Raw genomic sequence first — 18,557 nt, 5'->3', positions numbered from 1 at the left:
TCACGACTTGACGGTGAACACGATCTCCACCCGCCGGTTCCTGGCACGGTTCTCCTCGACCGGGCTGCCAGCCACGACATTGGGGACCTTGGGCCGCCCCTCCCCGAACCCCCTGGCCTCGAAGGTGACACCCGAAAGCCGCGCCCGCAGCGCCTCCTGTACGGCCTGGGCCCGCTTCAGCGACAGGGCGTCGTTGTAGGAGTCGGTGCCCTGGTCGTCCGTGTGCCCCTCGATCCGGACCACGCCGCCTCCGCTGTCCGCCTTGACCCGCGCGGCCAGCCGTCCCAGCCGCTGCCGCGCCTTCGGGGTCAGCACCCACTTGTCCACCGCGAACAGCACATCACTGGTCAGCGCGACCGTGACCTGCCGCCCTTGCTTCGACTCGCTCTCCGAGCCGTCCAGCGACTGCACCTCGGCGATCACGTCCTCGACCGCGGCCACGACGTCCTCCACCCCGGCGGTCGTGTCGGCCGGCTGCGGGTCGGCCCAGGCGCCCGTGAACAGGACCGCCGCGAGCGCCGCGGCCGTCAGCCGCTCAGGAGATCGGGACATCGGTGAACACGCCCAGCGCCATGAGATCCACGTTGATCTTCGTCACGTCCGGCGGCGGGGCGGCGAACGTGGCGTGCAGCGGCACCACCTCGCCGGGCTCGGTGGTGGGGTCGTACTCCGAGCACAGGCACTTGGTCTTGGGGTACGTGCCGGTGCGCGCGGTGGTGTACCGCTTGCCGTTGACCGGGTCGACCAGGGTGACCCCAGCCACGGTCAGGCCGAGGTTGGCGGGGGTGTCGCCCATGTCGCTGCCCATGCCCCATTTCGTGTCACCCGTGTTGGTGACGTTCAGGGTGAGCGTGGACAGCCGGCCCTGCCGCTTCAGCCCGGTGATCTCCACCTTGAGGTCGGCGCCGCCTGCCTTGACCGCGCGGGTGGCGATCACCTTCTCCTGCTCGGCGGGCGCGCTCGACTGCTCCGCGGGCTCGGGGGCCGGACTTTCGGCGGCCTCGCTCTCGACGGCTTTGGCGGGTTGCCGTTCCTCCCCGCCGCCGCCTCCGGCCTGCCCGGGAAGCATTCCGCATCCGGTCAGCAGGGCCGCCAGCACGGCGCCCACCGCGATCCCTCTTCGCATCCCGTCCACCTTCTACCTGTTGCGCATCTGTTGGGCAGGACCTTAGGCGGGGGAGATTCAGGATTCGCATAGTGCGCTATAGGTGCAGGCCACGGCGTCGCCGTACCTCGTTGGCCACCTCTTCCGCCCGGGTCAGGCCCTGTCTGTCACCGAGAGCGTCAAACTCTCCCACAGCACGTGTAACGGCATCAACTGCCTCATCTACCTCATCTAGGTCGAGACAGGCCTCGGCCAGGGTGAGCAGGGCGGCGGCCGTACCCCTGCGGTCGGCGTGTTCGGTGAAGGTCGTCAGCGCCTGCTCCGCGGCCGCGCGGGCGGCGTCCGGGCGGCCGTCGGCTGCCGCGAGCCTGGCCTGCACCAGCAGGGCCGCGGCCTCGGGCAGCCGGTCGCCCAGGCGCCTGACCAGGGCGAGGCCGCGTTCGGCGCGGTCCCGCGCCTCGGGCAGGCGGCGGAGTTCCAGGTACAGCGCGGCCAGGTCGAGCGAGACCGCCGCCTCGCCGCGCGGGTCGCCCAGGTCGCGGTAGGCGGCGAGGCTCCGGTCGAGCAGGTCCTCCGCGCGGCGCAGGCCGCCGAGGGCGCGCAGCGAGTCGGCCCGGCCCCGCAGGTCTCCGGCGGCGGCGAAGGCGGCCAGGCAGGCCACGAAGCAGGCCTCCGCCTCCTGCCTGCGCCCCTGGGCCAGGTGCACCAGGCCGAGCCGGTGCCGGGTACGGGCCACCTCGCCCGTCTCCGCCAGCGGCAGCGCCGCCCGCAGGGCGTCGGCCGCCTCCTCCAGACGGCCCTCCGCGCGGTGCAGGTCGGCCAGCGAGCGCAGCAGCAGCGCCTGCCCGTGCCGATGCCCGGTACGGCGAGCCGCCGCCAGCCCGAGCTCGGCGGTCGCCCGCCAGTCCTCGTGGTGCGCGCCGAGCTCGAAGAACGGCGTGAGGTAGAAGGCCAGCCGCCAGGCCGCCTCGCCGAGACCCGCCCGGTACAGGTCGGACACGGTCGCGACCAGGAACCTGCGCTCGGCGGCCAGCCAGCGGGCCGACTCGCGCAGGTGCGCGGTCTCCAGGACCAGACTCTCCTCAGCCGTACGGACCACGGTCTGGCCCGAGCCCGGCTCGGCGGGCAGGAGCAGCGCCCGGGCCCGGCGGGTGCGGTCGAGGATCTCGCGGGCGGCGGCGGCCAGGACCTGACCCGGTGGCCCTTCCTCCTCGGCGAGGCGTTCGGCCGCGTACAGCCTGGTCAGGTCGTGCCTGCCGTACCGCTCCCGGCCGGTGGCGTCGAGTCCGCGCGCCTGTAGGAAGCCCGTCTCGGCCAGCTCGTCGAGCAGCCGGTCGGCGCGGGCGCCGAGCACGGCGGTGGCGGCCCACGGCGCGAAGTCGGGGGCCGACAGGGCGCCCAGGCGGCGCAGCAGCAGGCGCTCGTCGGCGCTCAGGTCGCGGTAGCCGAGCGCGAGGCTGCCGCGGACGGCCAGGTCGCCCGCGCTCAGCTCGTCCAACCGGCCGCGTTCGTCGCCCAACCGGCCCGCGAGGTGTTCCAGCGTCCAGCCCGGCCGCCGGGCGAGCCGGGAACCGGCGATCCTGAGCGCCAGCGGCAGCCCGCCGCACAGCGCCGCGATTCTGGCCGCCGCCCGCGGCTCGGCCCGGACCCGGTCCTCGCCGACCACTCTGGCCAGCATCGCGACCGACTCCGCGGGGTCGAACACGTCGAGCTCGCGGGCGCGGGCCGCCTCCAGGCCGGACAGCGGGGAGCGGCTGGTCACGAGTGTCATGCAGCCGGGGCCGGTGGGCAGCAGGGGGCGTACCTGGGACTCGTCGGCGGCGTCGTCGAGGACCACGAGCAGCCGCCGCCCGCTCACCGTGCTGCGGTAGAGGCGTACCCGTTCGGCCAGGTCGGCGGGCACCGCGCCCTCGGGGCAGCCGAGCGAGCCCAGCAGGTCCTCCAGCACCGAGCCAGGGGTCCTGTCCCTGAGCGAGGCGTACAGGTGCCCGTCGGGGAAGTCGAGCGCGGTGGCCGCGTGCACGGCCAGCGCGGACTTGCCCGCCCCCGCCGGACCGTGCAGCACCAGGTGGACGGGCGCGGAAGCGGCCTCGGGAACGGCCCGCGCGATCCACCCGAGCACCTCCCCCCGACCCACAAAATCCGAAATGTCGGGCGGAGTCTCGCGGGGGACGGCCGGTTTCGGCGACCGCCCGGCGAGTACCCGCTCGTGCGCCTCCCGCAGCTCGGCCCCCGGCTCCAGACCGAGTTCCTCCACCAGCAGCCGCCGCGCCTCCTGGTACGCCCCCAGCGCCTCCGACCTGCGCCCCGCCCGATCCAGCGCCTGAATGAGCTGCCCCCATGCCCGCTCCCGCAACGGATGCGCCGCCACCAGCGCCCGCAACTCCCCGACCACCTCCGCACCCCGGCCCAACGCCAGATCCAGCTCCACCCGCTCTTCAAGCGCCCCCAACCGCAACTCCTCCAGCGGTACGGCATGCGCCCGCCGCAGCTCGGCCGACTCGATCCCGGCCAGCGCCGGGCCCCGCCAGAGCGCCAGGGCGGCCCGCAGCTCACCGGCCGCCTCCGCCGTCCGGCCCGCGTCCCTGGCCCGCAGCCCTGCGCCCACCAGCCGCTCGAACCGGTGCGCGTCCACCTGCTCGGGATCGACGTCCAGCACATAACCACCCGGCGCGGTGCGGATCCCCCCGACCAGCTTGCGCAGCGCGCTCACGTACACCCGCAGCACCGGCTCGGCCGACGCGGGCGGCTCCTCCCCCCACACCTCGGCGATCAGCCGGTCCACGGTCAGCAGGCGGCCGGGGCGCAGCAGCAGGGCGGCCAGCAGCGTGCGGTGCTTGGCGGGGCCCGGCGTCAGATCGCGCTCGCCATCGTGGACCTCCAGCGGGCCCAGAATCCCGAACCGCACCGCTCAGCCCTTCGGCGCGGTCACGTCGAACGAGCCGAACCTGACCGCGACCGGCTCGTCCGAGTCCGGCGCCGCGTACAGGCCCGTAGCCCCGGCCGGGTACGCGCCCTCGGCGTCGACGGCCTCGCTCACCAGGCCGCCGTCGAGCCACATGCTCAGCGTCACCTTCGTGCCCTCCTGGCGGCACTGGGCGACGACGCGGTGCTCGGTGGCCTTCTTCACGGCCTTGGGAGCGGACAGGACCTTGTCGCCGCCGCCGTGGCGCTTGATGATCGAGACCTTGCCCGAGCCGGTGACCGCGAACTCGTACCGGTCGCCGGAGCTCTCGTCACCCCGGCACCACACGCCGAACTCCCCCGAGCCGCGCTCGATCCGCGCCGAGGCACTGACCACCACCCCTTCGGCGGGTTCCGCCGCCGGAGCCGACTTCCACAGACGCCATCCCGGCTTCGCGGTCACCAGATAGGCGTCCTCCGCCTGCTCGGTGCTGCCGCCCTGGGACGCCCCGATCGCCCACCCCTGGCCGAAGTCCGCCTGATACGGCAACGCCGACTCCCCCGCCGTACCGAACACGGCCCACCCACCGACCGACACACCCACCACCAGCGCAATCCCCCCGGCAACCCACGCCCACCGCCTGCCCGCGCCCCTCTTCCCGCGCTTCTCCCGCTCGGTCCCCAAAGCCGACGGCTGAGGCACCGCTTGCCCGGTTTCAGCCCGCAATGTCCACGGGCCTGGCTGGTCGACTCCGGCTCGCGACGGTCCGGAGTCTCGGTGCCCCGTGACCGGCGGCGGGGTGTGGTGTCCCCGCGCCTGGTGGAGTGCGGGGTCGGTGACCACCCAGGTGCGTTCGACGATCTGGCTGGCCGCGGCCGAGGTCGCCGGGCCGCCGACCAGCTCGCCCAGCAGCTCCTGGGCGGTCGGCCGGCGCGCGGGGTCCTTGGCCATCGCGCGCTCGACGATCGCCCGCATGCGCTCGTCGAGCCCGTCGAGGCGGGGTCCTTCGTTGACGATCCGGTACAGCACCTCGTGCGGCGCCCCGCCCCCGAACGGCAGCCGCCCCGTCCCGGCGTACGCGATCACACCGCCCCACGCGTACACATCGGCGGCGGGCGTCACCGCTGCCCCGCGCACCTGCTCGGGCGCCATGAACGCGGGCGTGCCCACGATCGCCTGGCTGGCCACGCTGTTGGTGTCGGCGAGCTGCGCGATGCCGAAGTCGATCACGCGCGGGCCGAGCGGGGACAGCAGCACGTTCGACGGCTTGAGGTCGCGGTGGACCACCCCGGCCCCGTGGATGGCGGTCAGCGCGGTCGCGATCCCGACCGCGAGCGCCTCCAGGTTCGCGCCGGACAGCGGCCCCTGTTCCTTGACGGCCTGCGCCAGGTCGGGCCCTTTCACGTACTCCGTGACCAGGTACGCCACGCCGCCGTCGAGCCCCGAGTCGAGCACGGGCGCCGTACAGAACCTGGCCACCCGGCGGGCCGCCGCCACCTCCCGGTCGAAGCGCCGCCTGAACGCCGGATCGCGGGCCAGATGCTCGTGGATCACCTTGACGGCGGCCAGACCGCCGGTCGGGGTGGCCGCGAGGTGCACCACGCCCATGCCGCCCCGGCCGAGCTCGCGCCGGAGCACGTATCCGCCGATAACCTGGTTCATCGCAGTCACCTTACGGGTCGGAAATCCGCTGCCACGACAAGGGCCTCGACCTCTGCGGGGGGCATCGCGGTGGCGCGGCCGGCCGCGTACTCGGAGGTGGCGATCACGAGGGTCGGCTCGGCAAGGCCGTCCTCGGCCCGGGCAAAGATCAAGGGCGGTCGGTCGGCGAAGTCGCCGACCGACCGCCCTTGGACGATCGTTGGTGGAGGTGGCGGGAATCGAACCCGCGTCCTTCAACCCCAAGACAGGGCTTCTCCGGGCGCAGCCTGTTGTGCTTTTCTCAGCCCCGGCAATCACACAGGCAAGATGCCGACAGGCTCAGCCACTGTGAGATTTCCCGCCAGTCCCCGTGGCCGGGTCTAGCGGTTGAGCCTTCTAGCGATGCCAGATCCCGAGCCGAAGGCGTGCTCGGGCTGACAGTGGTTTCTCGCTGCTTAGGCGGCGAGAGCCAGGGAACCCTGGCCCACAGTGCTCTTAGATTCGGCACTTATTGGTTTGCGGTCACAGGATTAACGAGGTTATGTCCGCAGTCCTCGGCCCGCTTCTCCTGACTTGCAAAGTCGAAGTCGAAACCAGTCACCCCCTGTGAAGTTGTCAACACGACTCCGAGGAGCCGAGCAAGACGACGATACTCCTGACAACACAGGGGATGCCAACTCAATTCCCAAACTTCCCGAACATGGCGAAACCCCCGGGGACGCGGCGCGGTGGCTCGCGTCCCCGGGGGCCGACCGGCAGGGTCTAGCCGGTCCGGACGGCAGGACTTCCCCCGAGAAGAAGTCCTGATCTCATCACGGCGACCAAGGCCCGCAACCCCCCGAGCGGACCCGGTCACTCAGTAAGACGCCACAGAACCCCACAATGGTTGCTCGCAGTCACGAAAAAATCACCGCGAGTTACGAATGGCTCCGAAGAAGCGGCCCGCGTAGACCGCGGGGTCGGCGTCCTCGGCGAGTACGGCGATCGCCACATCGCCCTGCCAGCCGACGAACCAGCTCAGGTTCTTCTCGCCGGCGACGCGGGCGGTCACGCCGTACACCTGGCCGCCGGGGGCCTGGGCGGCTCCCGCCGTACCCGAGCGCACGCCTGCCTTCATCATGGCCTGCAGGGTGGCGCGCACCGCGGGGTCGAGCTGGCGGGCCAGGGGCGGCGTCGTGGGCAGGGTCTCGGCGGCGGGGTCCGGCGACTGCGGCTTGGTCACCAGCGTGGGCGGTCGCCAGGTGCCGTCGGCCACGGCCGCGGCCACCAGCGCCATGGACAGCGGGCTCATCTCGACGTTCTGCCCCGCGATCGTCTTGGCCTTGGCGGCGTCGCCGTCCAGCTTGGGCATCTTGCCGCTGAAGGACTTCAGCGGCAGCTTCCACGGCGAGCCGACACCGAACGCCGCCGCGCTCTTGGCCAGTTCGTCGCCGGAGACGCGGCGGGCGAGCGAGGCCAGCGCGGTCACGCAACCGCGCGCGAAGTTGGTGGTGAACGTCGCGGCCCCCGAGGCGAGGCCGGGCTGCTCGAACACGGCGCCGCCCACCGACCGCTGGGCGGGGCAGGCCAGCCGCTGCCGGGGACTGACACCGCTCTTGATCAGCGCGTCGGCGGCCACGATCGAGAAGGCCGTGCCCGCCGGGAAGCGCCCGGCCAGGGCGTCCCCCACCTGGTCCATGTCGGCGGAGGAGCCGACCGCCCTGATCTCGCCCGTCGGCGCGTCGACGGCGACCATCGCCGCGCCCTTGGTGCCGCTCAGGGCCGTCTCGGCGGCGGCCTGGATTCCGGCGTCGAGCGTGGTGCGCACGGAGCCGTTGCTGCGTCCGGGCCAGCGCTTCAGCTCGGCCACCTGCTCGCCGGTCTTCACGTCGAGCGTGACGACGGACGTCCTGGTCGACCCGGTCAGGTGGTCCTGGTAGGCCTTCTGCAGCCCGCTCTGGCCGACGGAGTCGCCGGCTCGCTGCGGGCCGCCGAGCTTCTGCGTGGTCTCCGGGGTCAGCGCGCTGACCCGGCCCACGATCCCCTTGGGCGCGGCGGGGGCCACGGGATGCTTCTGGGTGTCCACCTTGATGCCGGGGATGGCGTCCAGCTTGGATTTGAGCTGCAGGTACTTGGTACGGCCGAAGGTGACCAGCGGCACCCAGGAGGTCGGCGGGGCCGACCTGACCCGGCTCAGCAGCCGGTCCTGCGCGAAGCCGGTGACGGCCGCGAGCTGCTCGCAGAACTTCTCCGCGTCCGCCCCGACCTGGGCGGGCGTCACGCCCGCGACATAGAGCAGGGCGTCCTCCTGCAGGGCGTCACCGCTGCGGTCCTCCACCGGCTGGCGGCCCGCCGGGTCGGTGTCGACCGCGAACCGCTGCCCCTCGCGCAACTGCGGGTGCAGCACGCTCGGCGACCAGCGCACCTTCCACAGGCCGTCGACCAGACGCAGCGGCAGCTTGCTGTCGTAGGCCCACAGCGGGCTGTTCTCCCCCAGGTCCACCTCGGCCCTGAAGGAGGCCACCGACTCCTCACCGGTACGGCTCACGCCGGTGATCCTGAAGCGGAACGAGGCCGCGTCCAGGTCGCGCCGGACGTCGTCCAGTGCCTTGGCCACCACCGCGGGATCGCCGTCGGTCCTGGTCGCGGCCAGGTCGTAGTCGGCCGACTGCCAGCCCACCAGGAAGTCGCGCACGGCCTCGTGCGCGGATGGCTCCTCGAAGCAGCCGGTCAGCGTCATGCTCGCGACCGCCAGGGTGACGGTCGCGGCCAGGGTTCTGCGAGCTCTCTTCATCGGTTGCGGTGGCGCAGCGCGCGGGCCATCTCTCGCTTGGCTTGCTGCTCGGCCAGCGTCTGACGCTTGTCCCAGTCCTTCTTGCCCCGGGCGAGCGCGATCTCGACCTTGGCCCTGCCGTCCTTGAAGTAGAGGGCCAGCGGCACGATCGTCAGCCCGCCCTCCTTCGTCTTGGCGGCGAGCTTGTCGATCTCCTTACGGTTGAGCAGGAGCTTGCGCTTGCGCCTCGCTGTGTGGTTCGTCCACGTCCCCTGGGCGTACTCGGGGATGTGCACGTTGAGCAGCCACGCTTCGCCGTCGTCGATGCTGGCATAGCCGTCGGCGAGGGAGGCCCGGCCCTCCCTGAGGGACTTGACCTCGGTGCCCTGCAGCACGATCCCCGCCTCGAAGGTGTCCTCGACGTGGTATTCGTGGCGAGCACGTTTGTTCTGGGCGATGACCTTCCGCCCGGTCTCACGTGGCATGCCTCGACCTTACCGGCCTGCTGAGCGACGAAGCACGGGGATAAAGCCGCCTACACCCGCAGGTACCGGCGGAGTGTGAAGAACGAGGCGAGCACACAGATAAGCACACCGATCACCATGGTCAGCGTGATCACCGAGGCCACCGAGTCCCAGCCGAGCTGACTGTTGGCCGCCAGGAAGTTCTGTACGCCCTCGAACAGGAAGACCTTGGCCACGATCAGCAAGACCGCCGCCATGACGCCGCCGATCAGGCCGGCGATCACGCCTTCCATCACGAACGGGAGCTGGATGTACAGGTTGGAGGCGCCCACCAGCCGCATGATGCCCGTCTCCCTGCGCCGGTTGAAGGCGGACAGGCGCACGGTGTTGCCGATCAGCAGGATGGCCGACAGGACCAGGATTCCCGCGATGGTGAGCGCGGCGTATCTCAGCTTCTCCAGCAGCCCGAAGAACTTCTCCAGGATGTCCTGCTGGTTGACCACCTGGGCGACGCCCTTGTATCCCTTGAGCGGGTTGATCACAGCCGGGTACTCGTCGGGGTTCTTCAGCTTGACCCTCAAGGACTCCGGCATGTCGGACTCCTCGGCCACCTGGCCCAGCACGGCGTCACCCGCGAACTGCTCCTTGAACAGCTTGTAGGCCGCCGCCTGGTCCTCGAAGTCGACCCTCTCGACCTGAGGCATCGCCTCGATCATGGCCTTCAGCTGAACGCGCTCGGCCTCCCTGACGCCGCCCGGACTGCTCTTACAGGTCGGGAACGGCGACTCCTTCTTGCACAGGAAGACCGACACCTCGACCCTGTCGGACCAGTAGTCCTTCATCAGCGAGACCTGGTAGTTGATCAGCAGACCGACGCCGAGCAGGGCCATGGCGACGGCCACGGTGACGATCACCGCGATCGTCATGGTCAGGTTGCGGCGGAGGCCGATCCAGACCTCGGAGAAGATGAAGTTCGCCCGCATGTTCTGCCTATAGCTCCCTGTCAGTACGCCTGGCCGTAGACGCCACGCGACTGGTCGCGGACGATCTTGCCGTCCTCCAGCTCCACGACGCGTTTGCGCATGGAGTCGACGATGGCCGCGTCGTGCGTGGCCATGACGACCGTGGTGCCGGTCCTGTTGATCCGGTCGAGCACCTTCATGATGCCGATGCTCGTCGCGGGGTCGATGTTTCCCGTGGGCTCGTCGGCCAGCAGGATCATCGGCCGGTTGACGAACGCGCGGGCCATCGCCACCCGCTGCTGCTCGCCACCCGAGAGTTCGTCGGGCATCCGGTGGGCCTTGCCCTCCAGGCCGACCAGCTCGATGACCTCGGGCACCACCTTACGGATGAACCGCCGGGGCTTGCCGATGACCTCGAGTGCGAACGCCACATTCTCGTAGACATTCTTGTTCGGGAGCAGCCGGAAGTCCTGGAAGACGCAGCCGATACGGCGGCGCAGGTGGGGCACCTTGAAGTTGGACAGCTTAGCGAGATCCTTCCCGGCGACGTGGATCGCGCCGGAGTTGGGCTTCTCCTCCTTGAGGACCAGCCGCAGGAAGGTGGACTTCCCGGATCCCGAGGGACCGACGAGGAACACGAACTCGCCCTTGTCCACGTCCACAGACACGTGGTCGAGAGCGGGCCTGTTCTGGTTCGCGTAGACCTTGGTGACATTATCGAAATGGATCACGAGCGCATCACGGCATGCCAGTCTAGGGGTCAGGACGGAAGCGAGGGTGGCACATGCCCACTTCCCGCCGCGCACCTACCGGGGGCGTCAATCTTTACCAATGATCGACGTTCCGATTGGCCAGAGCACAGTCTAGGGGGAAGACTGGCATGGAACGTCCATAACGGAAACAAAACGATTCCATGTATCTGAGCGGCTAGAGTGAGGGTGACATGAGTTGCGAACACCTCGTCTGCGCCCAGTGCGCCCACCCGGTCATCGAGGGGCGTTGCGCCCTGTGCCGCGCCAATCGAGAGCGCATGCACCAGCACGGATTCGCCGGGCTCTCGCCCGCGCTCGTGGTGCTGATCCTGCTCGCCCTGCTCTTCCTGACGGTGGCGCTGAAGCACCTAGGCGGTTTCTGACTCCTGCCGGCGCATCCAGCGGATCTCGCTCTCGATGAACTCGTCGAGGTCCCCGTCGAGCACCGCCGTCGGATTGCCGGCCTCCGTGCCCGTACGCAGGTCCTTGACGATCTGGTACGGGTGCAGCACGTAGTTGCGGATCTGGGTGCCCCACGAGGTCGTGGAGGCGCCGCGCAGCTCCGACATCTTCTCCGCCTCCTCCTGCCGCTTGCGCTCCAGCAGCTTGGCCTGCAGCACGTTCATCGCGGAGGCGCGGTTCTGGAGCTGGGAGCGCTCGTTCTGGCAGGAGACCACGATGCCGGTCGGCAGGTGGGTGATGCGCACCGCCGAGTCGGTGGTGTTGACGCCCTGGCCGCCGGGGCCCGAGGAACGGTAGACGTCGATGCGCAGGTCGTCCTCGACGATGTCGATGTGGTCGGTCTGCTCGACCACGGGGACGATGTCCACGCCGGCGAAGGAGGTCTGGCGGCGGCCCTGGTTGTCGAAGGGGCTGATGCGGACCAGCCGGTGGGTGCCGTGCTCGCCGCGGAGCGTGCCGTACGCGTAGGGGGTCTTGATGGCGAAGGTGGCGGACTTGATGCCGGCCTCCTCGGCGTAGGAGGTGTCGTAGACCTCGGTGCCGTAGCCCTTGCGCTCGGCCCAGCGCAGGTACATGCGCAGCAGCATCTCGGCCCAGTCGGCCGCGTCGACGCCGCCGGCCTGGGAGTTGATCGTGACGAGGGCCTCGCGCGCGTCGTAGGGCCCCGACAGCAGGGTGCGCACCTCCAGGGCGCCGATGTCGGACCTGAGCGAGCCCAGCTCCTTGTCGGCCTCGACCCTGGTGTCCTCGTCGTCCTCCTCGGCGGCCAGCTCGTAGAGGACCTTGAGGTCGTCGACCCGGCTGGCCAGCGCCTCGACCCTGTTGAGCTCGCTCTGCAGGTGGGAGAGCTTGCTGGTCACCTTCTGCGCCTGGTCGGGGTCGTCCCACAGATCAGGGGCAGCGACCTGCTCGCCCAGCTCCTCGATCTGCTTGCGCATCGCGTCGAGGTCGAGAACGTCCTGGATGCTGCGCAGGGTGCCCGCGAGCTCGTTGATCTCTTCTGCCGGATCGATGACTGCCACGTCTACAAAGGGTACGCGACCAGCGGGCACCCCATAACATGGCCAGGTGCGTGCATACGGGTGGCGGGGGACGCTGGCTGTCGCCGCCGGTCTGCTGGCCGCGGTGACCGCCTGTTCCGGCTCGGCCTCCGTGCCCTCCCACGTGGCCGCGACCGCCCCCGCCTCGCCGTCCTCTTCGGCCCCGGCGCCCGCGGTGACGAAGGAGGAGGCCGCCGCCGCCTTCGCGGAGTACATCGCCACCGACGACATGCTGCGCGCCGGCGGCGAGTTGTCCCACTTCCTGTCCACGCAACTCGTCCGCGACGGGCAGACGGAGCTGACCTCGGTCGCCTACCTGTCCACCCGCAGCCGCCCGCCCCGCTACACCTGGGGCGAGCCGACGCTGCTGGTGCCCAGGCTCAAGCCGGGCGAGCCGCTGTGGTTCTCCGCGATCGTCCGGCGCGACGACCGGACCGCGATCACCACCTTCGTCAAGGCCGCTGACTGGCGGCTGAGCGCGCTGTCGCTGCTGGAGCCCGGCCAGGAGCTGCCGGAGGTCCAGCTCGACGCCGACGGCTACGCGGCGACCGTGCCGACCGACGACCGCAACGTCCTGATCAGCCCGAAGTTCATGGCCCCGCTGCACGCCACGGTCGCCGAGCGCGGCTCCAGCGGCATCGCGGCGGGCCTGATCACTCCCGGCCCCTACACCACCGAGATCGCCGGCCAGATCGCCGATGACCGGGCCCGCTGGACACTCGCGGGCTTCAGCTACGACTCGATCCTCAGCGCGGGCGAGTTCCCCGTCTACGCGCTGCGCACCACCGGCAACGGCGCCCTGATCCAGTATTCGCTGACCAGGACGACCACGGTGACCAACGCGGTCACCAAGGACCCGCTGCCGGTGCCGGACAACGTGCGCTGGCTGATCAAGAAGCCGACGGTCCCCCGCTCCTTCAAGATCACCGAGCTGCGGCAGTACGCCACCGCGGTGCCCGCCTCGGCGATCGCCGGCCGCGCCGCCACGGTGATCGCCCAGGAAGGGGCGATCACCAGGGCGTCCGGCTTCTAGCCTTCGGTGTAGGGCAGGTTGCTGGTGGACACCAGCGTCCTGATCGCGCGCAGCGCCACCGACAGCGTCGCCAGGTCGAAGTTGTCGCTCTCCCAGATCTCCAGCAGCGTCTGGCGGGACCGGGCGACCGCCGCCGAGTTCGCCTCCGACCAGCGGGCCAGCCGCTCCTCGGGCGAGGTGCCGGGGGTGGTGTGGGCGAGCACGTCCCGGGTGAGCGAGGCGTGCGCGGCGTACAGGTCGTCGCGCAGCGCCGCCCTGGCCATCGCGTTCCACCGGTTGTCGCGCGGCAGCCTGATCACCCGCTCGCGCAGCCGGGCGAGCTGCAGCCGGTCGGCCAGGTCGAAGTAGACCTCGGCCACCTCGTTGACCGGGCGACCCGTCAGCGACGAGATCTCCACCAGGTCGAAGGTCGAGTAGGCGGGCACCATGGCCGCCACCCGCTCGGCCAGCTCCTGCGGCACGCCCCTGGCCACGAAGGAGTCGCGGCGCTCCTCGTAGGCGGTCAGGTCCGGGCCGGTGAGCAGCTTGGGCAGGTGGGCGAGCAGCCCGTTGACGCCCTTGTCGAAGAAGCTCACCGCACCGGCCAGCTCGAGCGGCGGCCGGCGGTTGCCCAGCAGCCAGCGGGTGCCGCGCTCGGCCAGCTTCCGGCTCTCCAGCACCATGGCGATCTGCGTGGCGGTGTCGACCTTGTTGTCCAGCTCCTCGACCGCCCGCTGGAAGCTGGGCAGGTCGAACACCTCGCGGGTGACCAACCAGGCGCGCACGATGTCGGGCGTGGAGGCGCCGACCTCCTCGCCGAAGCGGTACATGAACGTGGTGCCGGTGGAGTTGACCAGCTCGTTCACCACACCGGTGGTGATGATCTCCCGGCGCAGCGGGTGCGCGTCCATGTACGACCTGAAGCGCTCGCGCAGCGCCGAGGGGAAGTACGACACCAGCCACGAGGCCAGGTAGGGGTCGTCGGGCAGGTCCGAGCCGAGCAGCTCGGCGTCGGCCACCAGCTTGGTGTAGGCCAGCACCACCGAGAACTCCGGCGCGGTCAGCCCGAGCCCGCTCTGGCGGCGCTCGGCCAGCGTCTTGTCCGGGGGCAGGAACTCCAGCTCCCGGTTGACCAGCCCGTCGCGCTCCAGGCGCCGCAGGTAGCGGGCGTGGATGTGCAGCATGGCCGGCGCCTGCGCGGTGGCCGCGGCCAGCAGCGCGTTCTGCGCGTAGTTGTCGCGCAGCACGAGCTGGGCGACCTCGTCGGTCATCTCCATGAAGACCTGGTTGCGCTGCTTGTCGGTCAGCTCGCCGTCGCGGACGACCTGGTCGAGCAGGATCTTGATGTTGACCTCGTGGTCGGAGGTGTCCACCCCGGCGCTGTTGTCGATGAAGTCGGTGTTCACCAGCCCGCCGGCCAGCCCGAACTCGATGCGGGCGAGCTGGGTGAGGCCCAGGTTGCCGCCCTCGCCGACCACCTTGCAGCGCAGGTCCGCGCCGTTCACCCGGAGCGAGTCGTTGGCCTTGTCGCCGACGTCCGCGTTCGACTCCGACGACGCCTTGACGTAGGTGCCGATGCCGCCGTTCCACAGCAGGTCGACCGGGGCCTTCAGGATCGCGCTGATCAGGTCGCTGGGCGCCATCGAGGTGACGCCGGCGGGGATCTGCAGCGCGTCGCGCATCTGCGGGGTGATCTGGATGGACTTGGCGGTACGCGGGAAGACGCCGCCGCCCGCGGAGATCAGATCGGCGTCGTAGTCGGCCCACGAGCTGCGCGGCAGGGCGAACAGGCGCTGCCGCTCGGCGAAGGACCGCCCGGCGTCGGGCGTCGGGTCGATGAAGATGTGCCGGTGGTCGAAGGCCGCGACCAGGCGGATGTGCTGGGACAGCAGCATGCCGTTGCCGAAGACGTCACCGGACATGTCGCCGATGCCGGCCACGGTGAAGTCGGTGGTCTGGACGTCCACCCCCATCGTGCGGAAGTGGTACTTCACCGACTCCCACGCGCCGCGGGCGGTGATGCCCATCGCCTTGTGGTCGTAGCCGATCGAGCCGCCGGAGGCGAAGGCGTCGCCCAGCCAGAAGCCGTACTCCTTGCTGACGCTGTTGGCGATGTCGGAGAAGGTCGCGGTGCCCTTGTCGGCGGCCACCACCAGGTAGGTGTCGTCGCCGTCGAGCCTGACCACGTCCTCGGGCGGCACGACCTCGCCGTTGACCAGGTTGTCGGTGACGTCCAGCAGGCCGGAGATGAACATCCGGTAGCAGGCGATGCCCTCGGCCATGAGCTCCTCGCGGCCGCCGCCGACCGGCGGGCGCTTGACCACGAAGCCGCCCTTCGACCCGGTGGGCACGATGACGGTGTTCTTCACCATCTGCGCCTTGACCAGGCCGAGGACCTCGGTGCGGAAGTCCTCCATGCGGTCCGACCAGCGCAGGCCGCCGCGCGCGACCTTGCCGAAGCGCAGGTGCACACCCTCGACCCGCGGCGAGTACACGAAGATCTCGTACTTCGGCCGGGGCAGCGGCAGCACGCTGATCGCCTGCGGATCGACCTTCACCGCGATGTACGGCTTGCGCCTCCCGTCGACCGTCTGGAAGTAGTTGGTCCGCAGCGTGGCCTGGATCATCTCCAGGTAGGCCCGCAGGATCCGGTCCTCGTCGAGCGAGGCGACCTCGTCCAGCGCGCCGAGGATCTCCTCGGTGACCGCGTCGGACAGGTCGGTTCTGGCCTCGGCGGGCCGGCGCGGGTCGTGCCGCGCCTCGAAGAGCCTGACCAGCAGCCGGGAGAGCCGGACGTTGCCGGTCAGCACCCGCTCCATGTAGCGCTGGCTGAAGGTGGTCCCGGCCTGGCGCAGGTACTTGGCGTAGACCCGCAGGATCTCCACCTGCTCCCAGGTCAGCCCGGCCTGCAGGATCAGCGCGTTGAAGTTGTCGGACTGGACCTCGCCGCTCCACAGCGCGGCCAGACCGTCCTGGAACAGGTTCTTGAACTCGTCCCGGCCAACCTCGGCGGACGGCGTGTAGCGCAGCCCGAAGTCGTAGATCCAGGCGTTCTTGGTGGCCGGGTCGCTGTCGCGGTCGATCTCGTACGGCCGCTCGTCGACGACCTCGACGCCGAGGCGCTGGATCAGCGGCAGCACGTGGGAGAGCGAGATCGGCGAGCCGAGCTTGTAGATCTTGAGCCGCCGCTCGCCCTCGCCGGCGCCGTACGGCTCGTAGAGGTTGATGCCGATCTGCTCGTCACCGGCGCCGGCGAGCTGCTCCAGGCGGCGCACGTCGGCGACGGCAATCTTGGGCGGGAAGTCGGCCTTGTAGCCCTCGGGGAAGGCGGAGTGGTAGCGCTTGATGAGCGCGGGCGCCTCCTCCTCCGAGGTCATCTCGCCGACCGCCACGGCCAGGTCGTCCTCCCAGGACCTGGTGATCGCGGCCAGCCGCGACTCCAGTTCCTCCACGTCGACACCCGGCTGCGGCAGCGGGGTGCCGCGCTCGCCGCGCACGACCACGTGCAGCCGGGCCAGCGCGGACTCGCCGATCATGGCGCTGTAGTCGAGGGCGGTGCCGCCGAGCGCCCTGAGCAGGACCTCCTGCATGCGCAGCCGGACCTTGGTGGTGTAGCGGTCGCGCGGCAGGTAGATCAGGCAGGAGATGTAGCGGCCGTAGTCGTCGCGGCGCAGGAACAGCTTGACCTGCTTGCGCTCGCGCAGCCGCAGCACGCCGAGCGCGATCGGCAGCAGCTCCTCGACCGGGGTCTGGAACAGCTCGCCGCGCGGGAAGGTCTCCAGGATCTCGATGAGGTCCTTGCCGTCGTGGCTGTCGGCGGTCAGGCCCGCCTTGTCCAGCACCTCGGCCAGCTTGCGGCGCAGCACCGGGATCCTGGCGATCGACTCGTTGTAGGCGACGTGCGTGAACAGCCCGAGGAAGCGCCGCTCACCGACCACCTCGCCGTCGGGCGAGAACAGCTTCACGCCCACGTAGTCCAGGTAGGCGGGCCGGTGCACGGTGGCGCGCGAGTTGGCCTTGGTGATGATCAGCATCTGCTTCTCGCGCGCCTTGGCCCGCAGCTCCGGGGGCAGCGAGGAGAAACTGTCCGATCCCACCCGGTCGTCGCGCAGGATGCCGAAGGCGGCGCCGGCCACGGCCCGCAGCGTGTCGCCGTCGTCGGTGTGCTCCAGGCGGTACTCCCGGTAGCCGAGGAAGGTGAAGTGCCCGTCGGCGAGCCAGCGCAGCAGGTCGAGACTGTCCTCGACCTCCGCGGGCTCCAGCGGCGGCGGGTTGACCGACAGATCCTCGGCGGTCTGTACGGCGAGCGCCCGCATCTTCGCGAAGTCCTCGACCGCGTACCGCACGTCCTGCAGCACCCGCTGCAGATCGGCTTCGAGCTGCTTGAGCATGGCCGGGTCGGACTGCCGGTCGATCTCGATGTGCATCCACGACTCGACGATCGTCTGCCCGGTGATGTCCTCCTGGCCCTTGCCGAGGAGCTTGCCGGTCATGTCGCGGCGCACCCGCATCTGCGGATGGACGATCAGGTGGGTGCCGAGGCCGTGCCGGTCGAGCTCCATCGACACCGAGTCGACAAGGAACGGCATGTCGTCGGTGACGATCTCGAGCACGGAGTGGCCGGAGTCCCAGCCGTGCTCCTCCACCGTGGGGCTGAAGGCCCGGATCATCGCCCGGCCCTGGGGGCGCACCTCCGCGAGCTGGCGGTGCGACATGGCGGGGCCGTACACGTCGACCGGGTTGCGGTCGAGGAGGTCCTCTGGCGCGACGTGCCGGTAGTAGACCCGCAGGAAGTCCAGCGCCTCCTCGGGGCTCACATGATCACTGCTCACGGCGCATGTCTGTGCTGCGCTCTGGAGCAGCTCGTCCTTGGCCTCGTCGAGCGGCATTTCGCTCTCACTCCTTTGTGAGGGTTTGCCATATTCGCGGCTGGTCATCGCCAGCCTCTGAGTTCCCACAGCTTGGGGAAGCGTTGTGGGCGCGTCCTGCCCCTGAGGGAGGGCGCGCCGGTCGGGCCACCTGTGCCCGACTTGGTGCCGACCTGCCGCGCGGCCGTCTGCGCGTGCCGCGTCCGCCGCGGCGCGCGGGTCTCGTCGTGCGTCAGCAGGTCTCCGGCCAGTTGCCACCGGCCGTCGTACGGCCCGCGGTCCCTCGCCACGTCCGGCAGCGAACCCGTGGTCTCCTCTTCGGAGACCGGCAGGGCGCGCTGGGAGAGGGCGGTGAGACAAGCATCCCACAGCGCCGGTTCGGCGAGTCGCCAGGTCGGCCCGGCGAGTCCGGCGTCCCGCGTCCGCGGCTTGTGCCGGTCGCGCTTCAGGGGGTCGCTTGTAGCGCGCTTGTGCCGACCGTCGCCCTCAGGCGCGGTTGTCACCCCCACCTGGCACCTCCCCCAATCGCCCGCTCGTCACGGGCGGGCGCATGCTTCGCCGTACCCGATACCACCCGAAAAGCAGACGCACGTC

The 18,557-nt window shown here is 70.6% G+C and carries 13 protein-coding genes and 1 other RNA gene; 2 read left to right on the top strand and 12 right to left on the bottom strand.

Annotation, left to right across the window (positions count from 1 at the left end; genetic code table 11):
• The 9 genes from ABZ911_RS02295 to ftsE form a co-directional block, all read right to left on the bottom strand.
• On the bottom strand, positions 1 to 552 hold the full coding sequence (locus tag ABZ911_RS02295) for an OmpA family protein (RefSeq protein WP_358050703.1): 552 nt from the start codon (positions 550 to 552) through the stop codon (positions 1 to 3).
• Positions 536 to 1,126: a hypothetical protein gene (locus ABZ911_RS02290; RefSeq protein ID WP_358050700.1), complete on the bottom strand. Its 591-nt coding sequence runs from the start codon at positions 1,124 to 1,126 to the stop codon at positions 536 to 538. Before ABZ911_RS02290 ends, ABZ911_RS02295 begins: the two co-directional genes overlap by 17 nt.
• Positions 1,127 to 1,202: 76 nt before the next feature.
• On the bottom strand, positions 1,203 to 4,013 hold the full coding sequence (locus ABZ911_RS02285) for a BTAD domain-containing putative transcriptional regulator (protein ID WP_358050698.1): 2,811 nt from the start codon (positions 4,011 to 4,013) through the stop codon (positions 1,203 to 1,205).
• 3 nt (positions 4,014 to 4,016) lie between these two features.
• Positions 4,017 to 5,672 carry a serine/threonine-protein kinase gene (locus ABZ911_RS02280; protein ID WP_358050695.1) on the bottom strand — a complete coding sequence of 552 codons (1,656 nt, stop codon included), beginning with the start codon at positions 5,670 to 5,672 and terminating at the stop codon, positions 4,017 to 4,019.
• 200 nt (positions 5,673 to 5,872) lie between these two features.
• Positions 5,873 to 6,256: a transfer-messenger RNA gene (gene ssrA / locus ABZ911_RS02275) on the bottom strand.
• Positions 6,257 to 6,558: 302 nt separating this feature from the next.
• A complete protein-coding gene (locus ABZ911_RS02270) occupies positions 6,559 to 8,424 on the bottom strand; it encodes a penicillin-binding transpeptidase domain-containing protein (protein WP_358050692.1) in 1,866 nt (621 codons plus the stop codon).
• A complete protein-coding gene (smpB, locus tag ABZ911_RS02265) occupies positions 8,421 to 8,888 on the bottom strand; it encodes an SsrA-binding protein SmpB (RefSeq protein WP_358050689.1) in 468 nt (155 codons plus the stop codon). The genes ABZ911_RS02270 and smpB overlap by 4 nt, the downstream gene beginning before the upstream one ends.
• A 50-nt stretch (positions 8,889 to 8,938) precedes the next feature.
• Entirely contained in the window at positions 8,939 to 9,850 is a 912-nt protein-coding gene (gene ftsX / locus ABZ911_RS02260; RefSeq protein ID WP_358050686.1) for a permease-like cell division protein FtsX, read from the bottom strand.
• Positions 9,851 to 9,870: 20 nt separating this feature from the next.
• Positions 9,871 to 10,560, bottom strand: a complete 690-nt coding sequence (ftsE, locus tag ABZ911_RS02255) for a cell division ATP-binding protein FtsE (RefSeq protein ID WP_358050683.1) — start codon at positions 10,558 to 10,560, stop codon at positions 9,871 to 9,873.
• A gap of 212 nt (positions 10,561 to 10,772) precedes the next feature.
• On the opposite strand from ftsE, the gene ABZ911_RS02250 reads away from it, so the two are divergent.
• Positions 10,773 to 10,964 carry a hypothetical protein gene (locus tag ABZ911_RS02250; RefSeq protein ID WP_358050680.1) on the top strand — a complete coding sequence of 64 codons (192 nt, stop codon included), beginning with the start codon at positions 10,773 to 10,775 and terminating at the stop codon, positions 10,962 to 10,964.
• On the opposite strand, the gene prfB is transcribed toward ABZ911_RS02250, so the two are convergent.
• The gene (prfB, locus tag ABZ911_RS02245; protein ID WP_358050678.1) at positions 10,950 to 12,065 is read right to left on the bottom strand and encodes a peptide chain release factor 2; all 1,116 of its coding nucleotides are present in this window, start codon (positions 12,063 to 12,065) and stop codon (positions 10,950 to 10,952) included. The genes ABZ911_RS02250 and prfB overlap by 15 nt on opposite strands.
• Positions 12,066 to 12,111: 46 nt before the next feature.
• Here prfB and ABZ911_RS02240 point away from each other — a divergent pair, with 46 nt between their 5' ends.
• Positions 12,112 to 13,116, top strand: a complete 1,005-nt coding sequence (locus ABZ911_RS02240) for a hypothetical protein (protein ID WP_358050676.1) — start codon at positions 12,112 to 12,114, stop codon at positions 13,114 to 13,116.
• On the opposite strand, the gene ABZ911_RS02235 is transcribed toward ABZ911_RS02240, so the two are convergent.
• Together ABZ911_RS02235 and ABZ911_RS02230 are read right to left on the bottom strand one after the other, a co-directional pair.
• A complete protein-coding gene (locus ABZ911_RS02235; RefSeq protein ID WP_358050674.1) occupies positions 13,113 to 17,984 on the bottom strand; it encodes an NAD-glutamate dehydrogenase in 4,872 nt (1,623 codons plus the stop codon). The two genes, ABZ911_RS02240 and ABZ911_RS02235, sit on opposite strands and share 4 nt — an antisense overlap.
• A gap of 44 nt (positions 17,985 to 18,028) precedes the next feature.
• Positions 18,029 to 18,466 carry a hypothetical protein gene (locus ABZ911_RS02230; RefSeq protein WP_358050671.1) on the bottom strand — a complete coding sequence of 146 codons (438 nt, stop codon included), beginning with the start codon at positions 18,464 to 18,466 and terminating at the stop codon, positions 18,029 to 18,031.
• Between the last annotated feature and the right edge of the window lie 91 nt (positions 18,467 to 18,557).

The organism is Nonomuraea sp. NPDC046570 (genome assembly GCF_040645915.1).
Classification (GTDB): Bacteria; Actinomycetota; Actinomycetes; order Streptosporangiales; family Streptosporangiaceae; genus Nonomuraea.
This window is presented reverse-complemented; position numbering and strand designations above follow the sequence as displayed.